Raw genomic sequence first — 16,103 nt, forward strand, 5'->3', positions numbered from 1 at the left:
GCCAGTTCTATTTTGTGAAGTCGATAGTGCTCAGCGTTGATCAATGCTCGCTCCGGATTGAGATCAAGGAGAAACCCTCGGAGCCTCCCAAAGACCTACGCCTTTGGACTATACATCCGCGAGGGCTGGCGAGCGGGCTCAGCCCTTGGGTTGCGGTACCATGCCAAGATCGAAATCAGCCTCGGCAGCGGATGCTTCGCGGTGCCTGAGGCGGCTCTCCCGCAATTCGCCGGCCGTCTCGAGGATGGGATAGGCGATCGACGTGATGTGCCCGTGGATGCGCTTGAGATCGCGCAGCACGTCGAGATGGATCGAGCTCGTCTCGATCGATTCCGGCACGCCGCTGCGCAGCCGCTCATAATGGCTTTCGGTCGCGCGGCGCTCGGCGGAACGCATCACGGCCTTCTCATCGAAGAGTTGACGCGCCAATGCGATGTCGCGTGTCGCGAGGACGTTCAAGGCCAGCCGCAGGCTGTGGGACACCCGCGCATGCAGTGCGCTGATCTCGGCAAGCCCCTCCGCCGAGAAGCGATAGCCCTTGCGGATCTTCTTCTCGGCCAGTTCCCGGAGGTTCTTGTCGATGACGTCGCCGATATGCTCGAGATTGGTGTTCAACGTGACGATCTCGAGCAGCCGGCGGCTTTCCTCTGTGCTCAGCTCGGACCGGGACAGCCGTACCAGATAGAGCTTGATCGCCTCGTGGATCGTGTCGACACCGTCATCGGCCTGCGAGATCTCGCGGGAGAGCTTGATCTGGTCGCCATCGAGCAGGGTCAGCGTGTCCTTCAGCATCTCGCCGACGCGGTCGCCGAGATGGAGCGTCTCGCGCATCGCGCAGGCAAGCGCTTCCGATGGGCTGTCGAGCACACCGGGGTCGAGATAGAGCGGGCGGATCACGCGTTCGTTTGTCGGCGCGCTCGGCATGAGCCGCAGGACGAGGTTGGAAATTGGTGTGATGAAGGGCAGGAACAGCAGCCCGCCGGCGATGTTCAGCGCCAGATGCAGCTCGACTGCGAGCCGTCCGGGATGGAGAGACAGGGACGAGAACCAGCCGGCGAGCGGGCCGGCGAACGGGATCACGATGACGGCGATGACGAGGCGCGTCAGCAGATTGGCGACCGCGACACGGCGCTGCGCGATCGGGGCGCCGAGCTGGTCGATGACCGGGACCAGGGCATTGCCGAGATTCGCTCCGACGATCAGTGTCACGGCCATGGTCGGGGAGAGCAGCCCGCCCGACCAGAACGAAGCGATCAGCAGCACGATGGCAAGGCTGGAATGGGTCAGCCAGGTCGCGGCGACGGCCACAAGCACGGCGATGACCGGCTCGCCGGCCAGTGCCTGCAGAATCAGCTTGAAGGTCGGGGACTGTGCGAGCGGAGCGGCAGCGGATTTCAGCTCGACGAGCGAGAGCAGGATGAGCCCGATGCCGACCAGGACACGGCCGATATTGCGGGCCCGGTCCATCGCCTCGTTGGCGAGATAGAGCGCCACACCGACGGCGAGGCAAAGCCCCCAGATCCAGCCAAGATCGAGCGACACGAGAAAGGCTGCGAGCGCCGTGCCGATATTGGCTCCGAGCAGCACGGCAAGCGCCATCGGCAGCGTGATCAGCGATTGGCCCGCGAACGAGGAGAGCAGCAGCGTCGTCGCCGTCGAGCTTTGCAGCACCAGAGTCACCGCCGCTCCGCTCGCCAGCGCCGTGAAGCGGTTGCGCGTGAAACGCGCGAGCGCCTGTCGGAGCGAGGAGCCGAAAGCCCGCGTGGCGCCCGTCCTGACCAGGCGTACGGCCCAGATCAGCAGAGCCACCGCCCCTGCGAGGTGGATCAGGACCGAGGTGGTGCTGTCGACTGCGTTCATCTCGTACGGTGGTCTCCGAATCGGGGGTGCCAAGGGCCTCGCGAAGCGCAGCCAATCTAGCTGAATTTCATTAGCCGTCTTATAAAATATGTAGGTTGAAAGGGGCCATTTGATGACCCCTCTCCGACCTATTGTCGTCGGTGATTGCTGATCGATTCAAGCCGCGAATGTACCATAGGGGACGTTTTCCCGGGCATCGCGCAGCGCTGTCGCCCACCAGTGCAGTTGCGCCAGCATGGTTGCCATCGCCTGCTCGGCCTTGGTCGCATCCAGGAGCTGGCCGGTCTCGTCGAACTGGCTCCAGGCATGCGCAAAGCAGACAACGTCGCGGATAGTGGCCGCGTGCAACTCGTTGAAAACCTGGCGCAACTGGTCGATGGCGCGCAAGCCGCCCGAGACGCCGCCATAGGACACGAAGGCGACCGGCTTGCCGCGCCACTCCGCCCCGACGAGATCGATCAGGAACTTCAGCGGCGCCGGATAGCCGCGGTTATATTCCGGCGTGACCACGATGAAGCCATCGGCGCGCCCGATCCGCTCCCTGAGCAGGCGCACTGTCGGAGTTTCGCCGCGTGGGTGGCGCTTCGGCAGGTCGAGCGTCAGCGGATCGAGGACATCGACGACGAAGGGGCCTTCGCCTTCGATCTGCGACAGCGCCCAGTTGGCCACCCGGTCGCAGAGCCGCCCCTCACGGGTGCTGCCATAGATCAGGGCGAGGTGGATCCTGCGGTCTAACGGGCGGTGCATGGTCGCGCTCCAGGCTGCTTGCACATCGGAAGCGCAGGGTTATAAAACCTCAAGCAAGGTTAAGGTCAAGCGTCGATGAGCAAAGCGGATCACGCCCATTTCTTCGATGAGATGAGCGTCGGCGAGGTGGCGAGGCGCAGCGGGCTCGCTGTCTCCACCATCCATTTCTATGAGGCGAAAGGCTTGATCCGGAGCGCGCGGAGCAGCGGAAACCAGCGCCGCTATCCGCGGGAGGTTCTCCGGCGCGTGGCGATCATCAAGGTGGCGCAGCGCACGGGAATCCCGCTGAAGACGATCGGCGACGCCTTCAAGGCCTTGCCATCGGAGCGCACGCCGACGGCGGAGGATTGGTCACGCCTGTCATCGGTCTGGAAGGTTGAGCTGGAGCGCCGGATCGACCGGTTGACGCGGCTGCGCGACCACCTGACCGACTGCATCGGCTGCGGCTGCCTCTCGGTGAAGAGCTGCCCGCTGCACAATCCCTGGGATCGGTTGGGCGAGCAGGGCGCGGGACCGCGCCTGCTCGACCCCGATTGAGGCTGCCGATTACGACGCCTTGTGCAGTTGCGAGAGCGGGAACCTGGCGACGTCTGCCAGCAGCTCGGCAAAACCCTTCGCCTGAAGGGCCGCTGTCGCCTTGCCCTTTTCGGCCGTCGCCAGGCTGGCATCGCCTGCCGCGCCGCTGGGATTGACGTCCTGCGCCATCCAGGCATGCGCATGCAGGCCAGTCGGCCTGAGCCAGGCGTACTCGCCCTGCATCTTGATCGTGCTCGGCTCGAAATGGCCGGCCTTGCCCATGTCGACGAGATCCGGCCGGAAATGCAGCATCAGCGAGGTCTCGATGTCGCCGGCATGGATGCCGTGATTGGCATCGAGATCGGCATAGACGCCTTGCGGCAGACCGAAGGCGCGCCAGGCGGTGGTGACAGCCAGCATGCCGTGGCGCACGCGCAGTTCGCGCGCGACCACCTTCATCGGGTCGATATTGCCGCCATGCGAGGTGACGATGACGAGTTTGCGCAGGCCGGCGCGCCGAACGCTTTCGCCGATCTCGAGCCAGCTCTGCGTCGCGCTCTCCCAGGACAGGGTTAGCGTGCCCGGCGAATGCAGATGCTCGTTCGACTTGCAGATCGGCAGCGTCGGCAGCACCAGCACATCGAGATTGGCGGGAACCAGCGGCATCGCCTCGGCCAGCATGGAATTCATGATGGTGGTGTCGACCGAGACCGGCAGATGCGGCCCGTGCTGCTCGATCGCCGCCAGCGGCAGCACCGCCACGGTGTTGTCGGGCGACAGCCCCTCGAAATCGGTGGTCTTCAGGTCGCCCCAGAAACGCGCGCTCATCGCTCAATCCGTCCTTGTCTGCTCGTCATTCCGCCGCCTGCGCAGCATCGGCTTGCCAGTTCAACAGCTTGCCGGGGTTCATCAGTCCTTGCGGATCGGCGATCCGCTTGAACTCCGGTTGCGGCGCATCGACCTTCTTCCAGCCGGCGTTGTTCAGGACCCAGCTATGCGGGTTCGAGGCCTGGATGCCCGCTTCTTCGGCCTGCGCCATGATCTCGTGCAGGCGTTCGGCCGTGGTGAAGCGCACCAGCGGCAGGCTGGAATGGTAGACCTTGCCCTGCCGGCGCTGGAACTCGATGTGGAAGAGCACATCCTCGTGGAAATGCGTCTCGGCCCAGGCCAGCAGTTCGAGGTTGCGGACCGGCGGGAAGCGCAGTTGCAGATAGGTGATGTCGGGGTCGACCTTCAGCGCATGCAGCGTGGTGTGGTTCCAGGTGTATTCGTAGAGCGGGCCGGGCGCGCCCTTCTCGCGATGCTCCCCGAATGCCGCGGCGCGGGCTTCAGCCGCTGCGCGCGAGAAGGTGACCGTTCCGCCCATCTCGGCAATCAGCCGGTCGAGCTCGTCGCCCTGCGGCTCCGAGACCATCAGGATGGCGAAGGCCTTGTTCTCGCCCAGCCAGGGGGCGAGTCGGCGCAAATACGGGGCAATGCGGGGATCGTGGATGCTGATCAGCTTCTTGGCGATACCGTCGCATTCGGTGAAGGCCTGGCCGAAGGCGGCCGCCTGGCCAAGGGTCTCGAAGGTCGCGATCCGTTCTGCCCATGCATGGGCGGGTGCCAGTGGCACCTCGACCTCGGTGATGATGCCGTTGACGCCATAGGCGTGCATGACCTTGAGGATGTCCTTGCCGCGCAGCTCGATCAGCCGCGGCTCCGGCTCGACCGTCATGACTTCGGCAGCGATGACCGCGCCTGGATTGTCGATCTGTCCCCACGTGCAGGAACCAGCGCCGGCAGCTCCGCCTGCGATGAAGCCGCCGAGCGTTGCCTGTGCCCGGGTCGAGGGATGCATGCGCAACTCCTGCCCGAGCGGGGCAAGCGCCTTGTCGATATCGAGCATGTTCGCGCCAGCCTCGAACCGGCCCGCGCCGAGCGTGGTCGAGACCACGCGGCTGAACCGGGACAGGTTGAGCACGACCCCACCTTCGAGCGGCACGGCCTGGCCGTAATTGCCGGTGCCGCCGCCGCGAACCGTCAATGGCACGCGATGGCGCGCGCAGGCCGAGGCGACGCGGCGAACCTCGTCCTTGGTCTTCGGCAGGATCACGAGTTCAGCCTGCTTGCCCTCGAGATCCGGCTTCAGCACGGGGGAGAACCAGAAGAAGTCGCGGCTGTGCATCCTGAGCGACGGCGCGTCGTCATAGATCGTCAGATCTGCGAGTTCGGCGCGAAGTGCGGAGAGGGCAGGGCTGGTCATGCTGATCTCGGATTCCGTGGACGGCGCCACCATAGCCGGAAGTGCCGGCGGAGGAAGCCGCGTGGCCGCATGGCGCCGTCGCGGCTGTTGATCACTTCAGGTGTTGCAGATCTGGCGAGGAATTGGGCAAATGCCCGATCTCTGTGCGTAATAATGCGATGCCGGATTTCCAGCGCGCCTGGCAGCGTGGCATATATGTTGCTCGCTGGTGGCCACAGCGCGGCGCGGACGCCGCTGGCTAGCCTGTTCCTGGAGGTCCGTTCCATGACGATGAAGTATCGCCTGAGCCGTCGCGCTGCGCTCGGCCTGATCGGCGGCTCGGCCGCTTCCGCTCTGATCCCGGTTCCCGGAGCCAGGGTCAATGCCCAGACGCTGGACAAGGTCAGCTACCAGACCAACTGGCGCGCCCAGGGCGAACATGGCGGCTTCTATCTCGCCCTCGCCAACGGCATCTACAAGAAATACGGCATCGACGCCGATATCCGCATGGGCGGCCCGCAGCAGAACCCGTCGCAGCTCCTGCTCGGTGGCCGGGTCGACATGATCATGTCGAACTCGTTCGAGGCGATCCGCTATGCCCAGGAGAACCTGCCCTTCCTCTGCATCGCCTCGATCTTCCAGAAGGACCCGCAGGTCCTGATCTCGCATCCGGGCCAGGGCAACGACACGCTGGCTGCGCTCAAGGGCAAGCCGATCCTGGTCGGCGCCGGCGGACGCACCAGCTTCTGGCCTTTCCTGAAGGCGAAGTTCGGTTTCACCGACGAGCAGATCCGGCCCTACACCTTCAACATGGCGCCGTTCCTGGCCGACAAGACGATCTCGCAGCAGGGCTTCCTGTCCTCCGAGCCCTTCGCGATCCGCAAGGCCGGCGTGAACCCGGTCGTGCACCTGCTCGCCGATTCCGGCTTCGGCAACTACAACACGACCATCAACATCTCGAAGAAGATGGTCGCCGAGAAGAAGGACGTGGTGCAGCGCTTCGTCACCGCGACTCTCGAAGGCTGGGCCGAGTACATGAAGGGCGGCCCGGCGATCGAGGCCGCCAACGCGCTGATCCTCAAGGACAATCCCGACATGGACGGCGAGAAGCTCGCCTATGCCCGCCAGGTCATGAACGAGAACGGCATCGTGCTCTCGGGGGACGCGCTGACGCTTGGCATCGGCGCGATGACAGATGCGCGCTGGGCCGATTTCTACAAGATGATGACGGAGGCCGGCGTCTTCCCTGCTGGCATCGACATCAAGAAGGCCTATAGCCTCGAGTTCATCAACAAGGGCGTCGGCAAGGCGTAGGCGGCTTCCGCCCTTCATGGACCCCGGGTCGGCGCGGCGGCGCCGATCCGTCCGGGATGACCGGAAGACGTTCGACAGCAGCAAGATGGATCATCAGGCTTTGGACACAGCCTATCTGAGCAGACCTCATGTCGAAGGCAGCGGCGCCAGGCCGCTCGTATCAGTCCGGCATGTCTCGAAGCAGTTCGCCAACGGCACATTGGCCGTGCGCGACGTCAATCTCGACCTTGGCACGGGCGAGTTCATCAGCCTGCTCGGCCCCTCGGGCTGCGGCAAGTCGACCTTGCTGCGGATGATCGCAGGCCTGGGTGCGCCATCGACGGGCACGATCGACTGGCCGACGACGAGCCATGACGCCTCCGGCAAGCCGGAGCGCGATCTCGGCTTCGTCTTCCAGGACCCGACATTGATGCCCTGGGCGGATGCTCTGTCCAACGTGATGATGCCGCTGATCCTCAAGCATGTGCCGAAGCGCGAGGCGCAGGAGCGCTCGGCCGAGATGCTGGCGCTGGTCGGGCTGAAGGGCTTCGAGAAATCCTATCCGCGCGAGCTTTCCGGCGGCATGAAAATGCGCGTCTCGATCGCCCGTGCGCTGGTGATGCGGCCAAAGATCCTGCTGATGGACGAGCCCTTCGCGGCGCTGGACGAAATCACCCGTCACCGCCTCAATGACGACCTGCTCGAGCTCTGGTGGAAGACGAAGTTCACCGCCGTCTTCGTCACCCATTCGGTGTTCGAGTCGGTCTACCTGTCGAAGCGCATCGTCGTCATGGCGGCTCGTCCCGGGCGCGTCATGGCCGATCTCGACGTCGATGCTCCCTATCCGCGCGACGAGCTGTTCCGCACCTCGGCCGATTACGCGCATCTGTGTCGTGTCGTTTCCGGCAAGCTCAAGGAGGCGATCGGCTCATGAGCGCGCCGTCCCTGGATACCACCATGCCGCATGTGCCCCATGACGGGACCGATGCGGAAGCGCGCCCGATCTTCGCGGCCGAGCCCCGCATCCTCGGCCTGCCCGCCAGCGCCTGGCCCCGCATCCTGGCGCCGATCGCGGTTGGCGTGCTGGCGCTTGGCCTGTGGGAGTTCCTCGTCCGCTGGAAGGAGATCCCACCCTATATCCTGCCCGGGCCGGTGCTGATCGGGCAAACGCTGATCGCCGACTGGGGCACGCTTTCGGGCTCGCTCTGGATCACGCTGCGCATCACCTTCATGGCGCTCTTCGCAGCCGTGGTCGTCGGCGTCACGCTGGCCGTGCTCTTCACCCAGTCGAAATGGCTGGAGATGTCGCTTCTGCCTTATGCGGTTGTCCTCCAGGTCACGCCGATCGTCGCGATCGCGCCGCTGATCATCATCTGGGCCGGCGACATCAACCTGTCGCTGCTGATCTGCGCCTGGATCGTCGCCTTCTTCCCGATCCTGTCGAACACGATCCTCGGGCTGAACTCGGCCGACCACAACCTGATCAATTTCTTCCAGCTCTATGGCGCGACGCGCTGGCAGACGATGCGCTATCTCAAGCTGCCGGCCGCGCTGCCTTACTTCCTGGCGGGCCTGAAGATCTCCGGCGGTCTTGCCCTGATCGGCGCGGTGGTGGCGGAGTTCGTTGCCGGAACGGGTGGGAGCGAGTCGGGCCTCGCCTATCGCATCCTCGAAGCCGGTTATCAGCTCAAGATTCCGCGGGTCTTCGCCGCCCTGATCATGATCTCGCTCTCGGGCATCGCGATCTTCCTGGTGACGAGCTGGATCTCGCATCTGCTGTTGCGGCGCTGGCATGAAAGCGCGCTGAAGCGGGAGAATTGATCATGAACGCCGTCCCGGACCGCAAACCGAGGGCGGTTCAGCCCTCGCGCTACGATATCGCGGGCTTCAAGACCGATATCGCCGACATCCCGCTGATCGATGAGCCGCAGGTCGTGCGCAAGCGCTCGCGCGACTTCTTCTGGTACTCGCCGATCCTCAATGCCGAACTGGCGAACAAGTCGGCCGATATCATCGTCTGTCCGCGCGACGAGGCCGATGTGGTGCGCGTTGCGGCGGCCTGTGCCAGGCGACGCATCGCGCTGACGGTGCGTGCCGCGGGAACCGGCAATTACGGTCAGGCCGTGCCGCTTGAAGGCGGCGTCCTGCTCGATATCACCGCACTGACCGCGATCGAGTGGCAGAAGCCCGGCGCGATCCGCGTCCAGGCCGGCGCCAGGTTGCTCGATATCGACATGGCGACCCGGCCATCCGGCTACGAATTGCGCATGCATCCCTCGACCAAACGGTCGGCGACTGTCGGCGGCTTCGTCGCGGGCGGCTCGGGCGGCGTTGGCTCCGTGACCTATGGCGGCCTGCGCGAACCGGGCAATATCCTCGCGGCCCGCGTCGTCACGGTGGAGGAGGAGCCGCGCATTCTCGAGCTGCGCGACGACGCAGCCCAGAAGGTCAACCGCGCCTACGGCACGACCGGCATCATCACCGCGCTCGAAATGCCGCTGGCCCCGGCCTGGCCGTGGATCGACGTCATCGTCGCCTTCGACGATTACATCGAGGCGTTCCAGGCCGGCTATGACGTCGCGCTGGCAGACGGCGTGGTCAAGAAGCTGGTGACGCCGATCTCATCGCCGATCCCGTCCTATTTCGGCGCGTTGAAGCAGCATTGCCCGCCAGGCAAGAGCATCCTGATCTGCATGATCGCGGAGGCCTCGCTTGGCCCCTTCAAGGCGATCATCGGTGCGCGCGGAACGGTGACCTATGAGGCGCCCTCGGAGGAGGGGCCGGGCACGGTGCCGCTCTATGAGTACACCTGGAACCACACGACGCTGCAATGGCTGAAGAGCGATCGCTCGATCACCTATCTGCAGTGCCTGTTCCCGCATGACCGGCTGGTCGCGAGCGCCCGCGAGATGATCACACGCTTCCCGGACGAGGTGCTGCCTCATCACGAATTCATCCGCTTCGGTGGACGCGTGACCGCGAGCGCCCTGCCGATTCTGCGCTACACGACCCCGGAGCGGCTGAACGAGATCATCGCGCTGCATGAGGAGGCGGGCGTGATGATCGCGAACCCGCATGTCGTCTCGCTCGAAGGTGGCAGCCGCCACAAGCGGGCCGATGCCGACCAGCTCGGCTTCAAGCACGAGGTCGATCCCTACGGCCTGCTGAACCCCGGCAAGATGGATAGTTTTGTCGCGAAACCCGGCTGATCAGGCGAAGAAGGCGAGCTTCTCGTCGACCGGGAGCGCTTCGATCTTGCGCAGCTCGACCTCCGACGTCGTCGCCGCGGCTCTCGGCTTCGGCGCAGCCACTGTGACCGCAGCCTCGGGGGCTTCCGCGAAGACGAGGTCTTCCTCCATCATCTGAATCGTGCTGAGTCGCCGATGATTGGAGGCTCTCGTCCGGATGCGCGGGGTCTCGTGCAGGGTGGAGCGCGGCTTGTCGTCGATCTCGACGATCTCGATGTCGTCATAGGTCGAGAGTGGAACGGCCTCGCGCAGATCAAGCGCCTTGGCAGGCATCGGGAGCGGCGTGATCCGGCTTGTGTCGGGGGCGACATGCATGCTGCCGGCGATGGCCCGCAGGCTGCTGTCGAGCATGGCGATCGTGTCGGCGATCTTGCCGATCTGCTGCGCGGTGCCCTCGACAACGGCGCTTGCCGCATAGATCTCCGTCGCCCGCCGATCGAGCAGGTCGCACATCACTTCCGCTGCGCCACTCTCGCGCAGGCCCCAGGCAGCTTCCTGGATGCTCTCGGTCGCGCCGACGATGCTGCCGGCCGCGGTCTCGATACGTGCAGCGAGACGCGACGACGGCTCGCCGGCCTTGCCGCTGATCCGTTCCAGATCGCTGCGCAGATCCATGATCAGCGCGATGGCCTCGCTCACATCTGGTCCGCTCGACGCCGGAGCAGCAGAGACGCCCATGGCATGCTGCAGCCTGTCGATGGCAGCGAGCACCTGAGCGGTGTCGGCCTGCCGGTTTCGCTTGGCGTGCTCGGCCATGAACCAGCGCCCGCGCGCGGTCTCCATCACTGCCGCGGCGATAGCCTCGTAGTCGGTCTCGCTCAGCGGTGTCAGCGAACGCGCGTCGCCCATGACGAACCTGCTCTCGGGGAGACTGACCGATTCGGGCCGGGCAGTCGTGATGATCCAGCGAAAACCGTGCGACAGAATTGATTAAGGAAGTGCTGCCATGCGGCATTGAAAGGCGCCTCGATGCACAAAAAAACCGGAGCGCGCCGATCACGCGGTGGGAGCGTTCGCAGCGACAGCGATGCAGCGCGACGACGCTTGCCAAGCGTGCCCGGCACGGCGATACAGGTTTCGGGGATAGGGCCTGACCTGGCATTAGGGTGCCATGCGCGGACGGAGGTCCGATGAGGCCGATCGAGGGACATCAGGGAGACCATGGCGAGCCTCGACACCGCCGAACCCCAGGCCGTCTTTCACGACGATGCAGGTAGCCTCGCCATCGAGCTGACCGGCTCCTGGAGCGCCGAGCGCGCGCCGCGCATCGAGGAATTGATCGCTGAAATGGGCGAACGCATCGCCTCGGTGTCGCGCGCGACCCTCGATCTCTCCGCGATCATCCGGCTCGATACGCTCGGCGCCTATGTTCTCAACCGGCTGAAGAACCAGCGCGAGGCCGCCGGGGGCTCGGTCGAACTCGTCAGCCGGAGGCCGGAGCACGCGGTGCTGCTGGCCGAGGTCAATATCCACGACTGCTCCGTCCCGCCGACGGTCCATCATTTCGGCATTGTCAGCGTGCTGGTGAATATCGGCGAGGCCATGGTCCGCTTCGGGCGCGACATGGTCGGCGGAGCGATGTTCCTCGGCGAGGTGGTGGTCGGCTCCGTCAGCGTCATGTTCGGTCCGCGCAAGTTCAGGGGACCGCCGCTCGTCAATCAGATCGAGCTGATCGCCTTCAATGGCGCGCCGATCATCATGCTGATCTCGTTTCTGGTCGGCTGCATCGTCGCCCAGCAGGGCATATTCCAGCTGCAGCAGTTCGGCGCTTCGGCCTTCGTCGTCAATTTGACGGGCATCCTGATTCTGCGCGAGCTCGGGGTACTGCTCACCTCGATCATGATTGCCGGCCGTTCAGGCTCGGCCTTCACCGCCGAGATCGGCTCGATGAAGATGCGCGAGGAAATCGATGCCCTGCGGGTGATGGGGCTCGACCCGATCGAGGTCCTCGTCGTTCCGCGCATCCTGGCGTTGATCATCTCGCTGCCGATCCTCACCTTCATCTCTTCCATGGCCGGCTTGGCGGGGGCGGCGCTGGTGAGTTGGCTCTATGGTGGCATCGGCATCGATACCTTCCTGGCGCGCCTCCAATCGGTGATCACCTGGAAGCATTTCGCCGTCGGGCTGATCAAGGCTCCTTTCATGGCCTTCGTCATCGGTCTGATCGCCTCGATCGAAGGTCTCGCCGTCCAGGGCTCGGCCGAGTCGCTCGGCCGTCAGGTCACGGCCTCGGTGGTGAAGGCGATCTTCATGGTCATCCTGGTGGACGGGCTTTTCGCCATGTTCTTTGCATCCATCCAGTTTTGAGGGCGGTGGGCCGGGCATGAGCGCAAACTGGGGCCAGTCGGCGGGATATCCGCCGTCGCATGACGCGGCCGAACCGTCCGGGAGCAACCAGGACGCGCCGGAGCCTGTCATCAAGGTGCGCAATCTCAAGGTCGCCTTCGGGGACAAGGTGATCATGGACGGCCTCGATCTCGACGTCATGCGCGGCGAGATCCTCGGTTTCGTCGGTGGTTCCGGCACGGGAAAATCCGTCCTCACCCGCACGATCCTCGGGCTCGTGCGCAAGCAGCGCGGCACGATCGAGGTCTTCGGCGAGAATGTCGACGATCTCGAAGGGCCTGCGCGACGCACCCTTGAACAGCGCTTTGGCGTCATGTTCCAGCACGGCGCTCTCTTCTCGGCTCTCAGCGTCAAGCAGAACATCCAGGTGCCGATGCGGGAATACCTGAAGCTGTCGCCCGCGCTGCTCGACGAGATGGCGATGCTCAAGCTCGAGATGGTCGGTCTCAGGCCCGATGCGGCGGACAAGGCGCCTTCCGAGCTTTCGGGCGGCATGATCAAGCGCGCCGCGCTCGCGCGGGCGCTGGCGCTCGATCCCGAGATCGTCTTCCTGGACGAGCCGACCTCGGGCCTCGATCCGATCGGCGCTGCCGAATTCGACCAACTGATCATGACGCTGAAGGAAACGCTCGGCCTCACCGTCTTCATGGTGACGCATGATCTCGACAGCCTGTATTCGGCCTGCGACCGGATCGCTGCGCTGGCGGACAAACGCGTCATCGCGGTCGGGCCGATCGCGACGATGCTGGCCTCCGATCACCCCTGGCTGAAGGCGTATTTTGGTGGCGAACGGGCCCAGGCTCGCCTCCCTGCCGACCAGAGAAGGTCGTGAGGCGCGTTCGATAAGCGACCAGGGCCGCGAAACCCGGCCTCGATTGACGCGTTGGAGGAGAATGTTGCCCGAAAGCTGCTTCGCCCCTTGAAGAATCCTGCTCTAACGTTGCGCTAATGGAATCGCGCGCGAACTACGCACTGGTCGGTCTCTTCACGCTCGCGGTCCTCGCGGCGATGTTCGGCTTCGTCTACTGGTTCAACAGTGGCCTGGCGGGCCGCCGGCAGGATGTCCGGATCGTCTTCAGCGGCACCGTCACCGGACTGGGGCGCGGTTCCAGCGTGCTTTTCAATGGCCTGCGTGTTGGCGAGGTCACCCGCATCGAACTGCTGCCGGACGATCCTCGCCGGATTTACGCCGTCGTTCAGGTCGACAATACCACGCCGCTCAGGGTGGACACCCGGGCCCGGATCGAGGCTCAGGGCCTCGCGGGCGTCGTCGCCGTGCAGTTGCTGGGTGGTGACCCGGATTCCCCTGTGTTGAAGCCTCAGCCTGGCCAGAGCCTGCCGACGATCATTGCCGAACGGTCCGAGTTCCAGGACATTCTCGAAACGGTGCGCACGATCGCCAAGCGGGCCGACGAGGTGCTCGGCGGCATCGAGGGGCTCGTCAAGGACAATGCCGGCTCGATCGGCAACACGGTCAGGAATGTCGAGAAATTCTCCGCCGCACTCGGCAACAATTCCGACGGCATCGACAAGCTGATGAGCAGCTTCGGCCAGATCGCCGATACAATCGCCCCGCTTTCGCAGAAACTCGGCAGCCTGAGCGATGAACTGACCGAGGTTGTGAAGTCCGTCGACCAGCGCAAGGTCGCCAACATCGTCGCCAATGTCGACAAGTTCACCGCCGCACTAGGCGACAACAGCGAGGATGTCGGCAAGGTGGTGAAGGATGTCGCCTCGATCAGCGAGAAGCTCAACAAGGCGGCTGATCAGGTCGAGGGCGTGCTCAAGGCCGCGCAGGGGTTCCTGAATTCCGGGGACGGGCAGGGGGCGCTGGCCGAGGTCGGCAATGCTGCGCGCTCGATCCGCACCCTTGCCGAGAACCTCGACAAGCGCACTGCGGAGATCACGACCGGGATCAACCGCTTTACCGGGCCGGGCTTGCGCGACATCGAGAACCTCGCAGCCGAAGGCCGTCGGACGCTGACGGATTTCAACCGGGCGCTGCGCAATATCGAGCGCAATCCGCAACAGTTCATCTTTGGCGGCCGTCCGCCGCTTCCCCAGTATAGCGGATCGCGCTAGTCAGATGCCGATGTCGTCCCGCCTTGCGCCAGAACCTGGCTTCACGCCGATCGCCGCTCTCGTCCTGGCCGTCTCGCTCACGCTGAGCGGCTGCAGCGGCGGCGCGACGCCCACCACCTACGATCTGTCTGCACCGCGCGATTTCGGCCGGGTCGGAGGAGCGCGCGCAGCCCTCGTCATCAACGAGCCGACGACGGTCCAGACCCTCGATTCCGATCGCATGATTGTCCGGGACTCTGCCGGCGCGCTGTCGTTCCTCGGCGGCACGCAATGGGCCGACCGGGTTCCGAAGCTGGTGCAGATACGGTTGCTCCAGACTTTCGAGAACGGCAGCCGCATCGCGTCGGTTTCGCTGCCGGGTGAACGGATCGTTCCCGATTTCCAGCTCAACACGGATATCCGCAGCTTCAATATCGATGCTGCGACGAACTCCGCCGTCGTCGAGATCACCGCGAAGCTGGTCGGGGACCGGACCGGGCACATCCAGCGCGCCAAACTGTTCTCGGCCAGGGTGCCCGTCGGTGCCGTCGACGGTGCCGCCGCCGCCCACGCGCTCGACCAGGCGCTGTCGAAGGTGCTGATCGATATCGTCCGCTGGGCTGCTTAGATCACGCAGTGTTTGGACGAAATCGTCCAAACACAGAAAACGTGATCGACTCTCATAGTTGAGAGCATTGCTCGATGCGAAAAGCCGTTGCCGCTCTTTCGCAGCATGATCTAGGTGTGAGCTCTCAATAGGTTGTCCATCCGGTCCCGAGCGAGGAAGCTGAGGTTGCGAAGCTTCAGTCTCCATCGAAGGAGGACCGGATGAACATTCACAAGAATGCCCGTCTGACGCAGTTGGGTCGAGAGCGGATCGTGCGCATGGCGGCGGCAGGCACGGCTTCTGGCGTGATCGCCAAGGCGGCCCGCGTCAGCCTCAAGACCGTCCATAAATGGATCGCCCGCTTCGCCGCCGAGGGCATGGCCGGGCTGGCGGACCGCTCGTCGCGTCCGCGCCGGCTGCATCGCCCGACGCCGGCAGGCCGGGTCGAGCAGATCATCGCACTGCGGCGCCAGCGGCTGAGCGGCCAGGCCATCGCCAAGCAGGCTAAGGTCTCGCCGGCCACGGTGAGCCGGATCCTGCGGCGGGCGCGGCTGAGCCGGATGCGCGACCTCGACCCGGCCGAGCCGGCGCGCCGCTACGAGCGCGCTCGCCCCGGCGAACTGATCCATCTCGACATCAAGAAGCTCAACCGGTTCAGGGAGCCGGGGCATCGCATCACCGGGGATCGCAGCGCCGGCCGCAGCGTCGGGGCGGGCTGGGAGTTCGCCCATGTCTGCATCGACGATGCCTCCCGGCTCGCCTTCGTCGAGATCAAGCCGGACGAGACGGCGCTCAGCGCGGTCGCCTTCCTCAGGGCCGCCGTCGCCTATTACAAAGGCCTCGGCGTCTCCGTCGCGCGCGTCATGACCGACAACGGCCCCTGCTACAAAGCCCATGCCTTCCGCCACGCCTGCCGCGACCTCGGCCTGCGCCAGATCAGGACCAGGCCCTACACGCCCAGAACCAACGGCAAGGCCGAACGCTTCATCCAGACGGCGCTACGCGAATGGGCCTATGCCAGACCCTATCCCCACTCAGAGCGCAGAGCCGAAGAGCTGCCGCGCTGGCTCCATCACTACAACTGGCATCGCCCCCACGGCGGAATCTAGGCCAAGACACCCATCAGCAGACTCGCTCGCGACGCGGACAACCTGTTGACGCTCCACAGCTAGGCGAAAGCGACATCGAGTTCGCAAGACTT

14 protein-coding genes and 1 pseudogene are annotated in these 16,103 nt (G+C 64.9%); 10 read left to right on the forward strand and 5 right to left on the reverse strand.

Annotated features, from left to right (window positions below; genetic code table 11):
• Nucleotides 1-138 precede the first annotated feature (138 nt).
• A complete protein-coding gene (locus tag AB4118_RS07120) occupies nucleotides 139-1,860 on the reverse strand; it encodes a Na/Pi cotransporter family protein (protein ID WP_441489081.1) in 1,722 nt (573 codons plus the stop codon).
• A 156-nt stretch (nucleotides 1,861-2,016) separates the two neighbouring features.
• Nucleotides 2,017-2,607: an NADPH-dependent FMN reductase gene (locus tag AB4118_RS07125; protein WP_441489082.1), complete on the reverse strand. Its 591-nt coding sequence runs from the start codon at nucleotides 2,605-2,607 to the stop codon at nucleotides 2,017-2,019.
• A 75-nt stretch (nucleotides 2,608-2,682) separates the two neighbouring features.
• On the opposite strand from AB4118_RS07125, the gene soxR reads away from it, so the two are divergent.
• Nucleotides 2,683-3,144 carry a redox-sensitive transcriptional activator SoxR gene (gene soxR / locus AB4118_RS07130; protein ID WP_441489083.1) on the forward strand — a complete coding sequence of 154 codons (462 nt, stop codon included), beginning with the start codon at nucleotides 2,683-2,685 and terminating at the stop codon, nucleotides 3,142-3,144.
• 9 nt (nucleotides 3,145-3,153) lie between these two features.
• Here soxR and AB4118_RS07135 read toward each other — a convergent pair whose 3' ends face one another.
• Nucleotides 3,154-3,951, reverse strand: coding sequence for a creatininase family protein (locus AB4118_RS07135; RefSeq protein ID WP_441489084.1), 798 nt, complete (start codon nucleotides 3,949-3,951; stop codon nucleotides 3,154-3,156).
• A gap of 25 nt (nucleotides 3,952-3,976) precedes the next feature.
• Entirely contained in the window at nucleotides 3,977-5,368 is a 1,392-nt protein-coding gene (locus AB4118_RS07140; protein ID WP_441489085.1) for an FAD-binding oxidoreductase, read from the reverse strand.
• A 264-nt stretch (nucleotides 5,369-5,632) separates the two neighbouring features.
• Here AB4118_RS07140 and AB4118_RS07145 point away from each other — a divergent pair, with 264 nt between their 5' ends.
• The 4 genes from AB4118_RS07145 to AB4118_RS07160 all read left to right on the forward strand — a co-directional run bounded on the left by AB4118_RS07145 (nucleotide 5,633) and on the right by AB4118_RS07160 (nucleotide 9,849).
• Nucleotides 5,633-6,661 carry an ABC transporter substrate-binding protein gene (locus AB4118_RS07145; protein WP_441489086.1) on the forward strand — a complete coding sequence of 343 codons (1,029 nt, stop codon included), beginning with the start codon at nucleotides 5,633-5,635 and terminating at the stop codon, nucleotides 6,659-6,661.
• A gap of 100 nt (nucleotides 6,662-6,761) precedes the next feature.
• Nucleotides 6,762-7,574: an ABC transporter ATP-binding protein gene (locus AB4118_RS07150; RefSeq protein WP_441489087.1), complete on the forward strand. Its 813-nt coding sequence runs from the start codon at nucleotides 6,762-6,764 to the stop codon at nucleotides 7,572-7,574.
• Nucleotides 7,571-8,461 carry an ABC transporter permease gene (locus tag AB4118_RS07155; RefSeq protein WP_084651136.1) on the forward strand — a complete coding sequence of 297 codons (891 nt, stop codon included), beginning with the start codon at nucleotides 7,571-7,573 and terminating at the stop codon, nucleotides 8,459-8,461. Before AB4118_RS07150 ends, AB4118_RS07155 begins: the two co-directional genes overlap by 4 nt.
• 2 nt (nucleotides 8,462-8,463) lie before the next feature.
• Nucleotides 8,464-9,849 (forward strand): FAD-binding oxidoreductase, encoded by a 1,386-nt coding sequence (locus AB4118_RS07160; protein ID WP_441489088.1) that lies wholly within the window; start codon nucleotides 8,464-8,466, stop codon nucleotides 9,847-9,849.
• Here AB4118_RS07160 and AB4118_RS07165 read toward each other — a convergent pair whose 3' ends face one another.
• Complete coding sequence (locus AB4118_RS07165) at nucleotides 9,850-10,737, reverse strand: hypothetical protein (RefSeq protein ID WP_441489089.1); 888 nt, start codon at nucleotides 10,735-10,737, stop codon at nucleotides 9,850-9,852. It abuts the gene before it with no gap.
• A gap of 312 nt (nucleotides 10,738-11,049) precedes the next feature.
• On the opposite strand from AB4118_RS07165, the gene AB4118_RS07170 reads away from it, so the two are divergent.
• The 5 genes and pseudogenes from AB4118_RS07170 to AB4118_RS07190 all read left to right on the forward strand — a co-directional run bounded on the left by AB4118_RS07170 (nucleotide 11,050) and on the right by AB4118_RS07190 (nucleotide 16,074).
• Nucleotides 11,050-12,195 carry an MlaE family lipid ABC transporter permease subunit gene (locus AB4118_RS07170; RefSeq protein WP_441489090.1) on the forward strand — a complete coding sequence of 382 codons (1,146 nt, stop codon included), beginning with the start codon at nucleotides 11,050-11,052 and terminating at the stop codon, nucleotides 12,193-12,195.
• A gap of 16 nt (nucleotides 12,196-12,211) precedes the next feature.
• Complete coding sequence (locus tag AB4118_RS07175; RefSeq protein ID WP_441489091.1) at nucleotides 12,212-13,066, forward strand: ABC transporter ATP-binding protein; 855 nt, start codon at nucleotides 12,212-12,214, stop codon at nucleotides 13,064-13,066.
• 116 nt (nucleotides 13,067-13,182) lie between these two features.
• A complete protein-coding gene (locus AB4118_RS07180) occupies nucleotides 13,183-14,316 on the forward strand; it encodes an MlaD family protein (RefSeq protein ID WP_441489092.1) in 1,134 nt (377 codons plus the stop codon).
• Between the two features lie 10 nt (nucleotides 14,317-14,326).
• On the forward strand, nucleotides 14,327-14,923 hold the full coding sequence (locus AB4118_RS07185) for an ABC-type transport auxiliary lipoprotein family protein (protein WP_441489093.1): 597 nt from the start codon (nucleotides 14,327-14,329) through the stop codon (nucleotides 14,921-14,923).
• Between the two features lie 200 nt (nucleotides 14,924-15,123).
• Nucleotides 15,124-16,074, forward strand: a pseudogene (locus AB4118_RS07190) (IS481 family transposase).
• Nucleotides 16,075-16,103 lie beyond the last annotated feature (29 nt).

Source organism: Allobosea sp. 2RAB26, from assembly GCF_052115465.1.
GTDB lineage: Bacteria > Pseudomonadota > Alphaproteobacteria > Rhizobiales > Beijerinckiaceae > Allobosea.

Excerpts from the sequence above, each read along its gene's own strand:
- AB4118_RS07120 (WP_441489081.1), bottom strand. The coding sequence starts at position 1,860 with ATGAACGCAGTCGACAGCACCACCTCGGTCCTGATCCACCTCGCAGGG.
- AB4118_RS07125 (WP_441489082.1), bottom strand. The coding sequence starts at position 2,607 with ATGCACCGCCCGTTAGACCGCAGGATCCACCTCGCCCTGATCTATGGC.
- soxR (WP_441489083.1), top strand. The coding sequence starts at position 2,683 with ATGAGCAAAGCGGATCACGCCCATTTCTTCGATGAGATGAGCGTCGGC.
- AB4118_RS07135 (WP_441489084.1), bottom strand. The coding sequence starts at position 3,951 with ATGAGCGCGCGTTTCTGGGGCGACCTGAAGACCACCGATTTCGAGGGG.
- AB4118_RS07140 (WP_441489085.1), bottom strand. The coding sequence starts at position 5,368 with ATGACCAGCCCTGCCCTCTCCGCACTTCGCGCCGAACTCGCAGATCTG.
- AB4118_RS07145 (WP_441489086.1), top strand. The coding sequence starts at position 5,633 with ATGACGATGAAGTATCGCCTGAGCCGTCGCGCTGCGCTCGGCCTGATC.
- AB4118_RS07155 (WP_084651136.1), top strand. The coding sequence starts at position 7,571 with ATGAGCGCGCCGTCCCTGGATACCACCATGCCGCATGTGCCCCATGAC.
- AB4118_RS07160 (WP_441489088.1), top strand. The coding sequence starts at position 8,464 with ATGAACGCCGTCCCGGACCGCAAACCGAGGGCGGTTCAGCCCTCGCGC.
- AB4118_RS07165 (WP_441489089.1), bottom strand. The coding sequence starts at position 10,737 with ATGGGCGACGCGCGTTCGCTGACACCGCTGAGCGAGACCGACTACGAG.
- AB4118_RS07170 (WP_441489090.1), top strand. The coding sequence starts at position 11,050 with ATGGCGAGCCTCGACACCGCCGAACCCCAGGCCGTCTTTCACGACGAT.
- AB4118_RS07175 (WP_441489091.1), top strand. The coding sequence starts at position 12,212 with ATGAGCGCAAACTGGGGCCAGTCGGCGGGATATCCGCCGTCGCATGAC.
- AB4118_RS07180 (WP_441489092.1), top strand. The coding sequence starts at position 13,183 with ATGGAATCGCGCGCGAACTACGCACTGGTCGGTCTCTTCACGCTCGCG.
- AB4118_RS07185 (WP_441489093.1), top strand. The coding sequence starts at position 14,327 with ATGTCGTCCCGCCTTGCGCCAGAACCTGGCTTCACGCCGATCGCCGCT.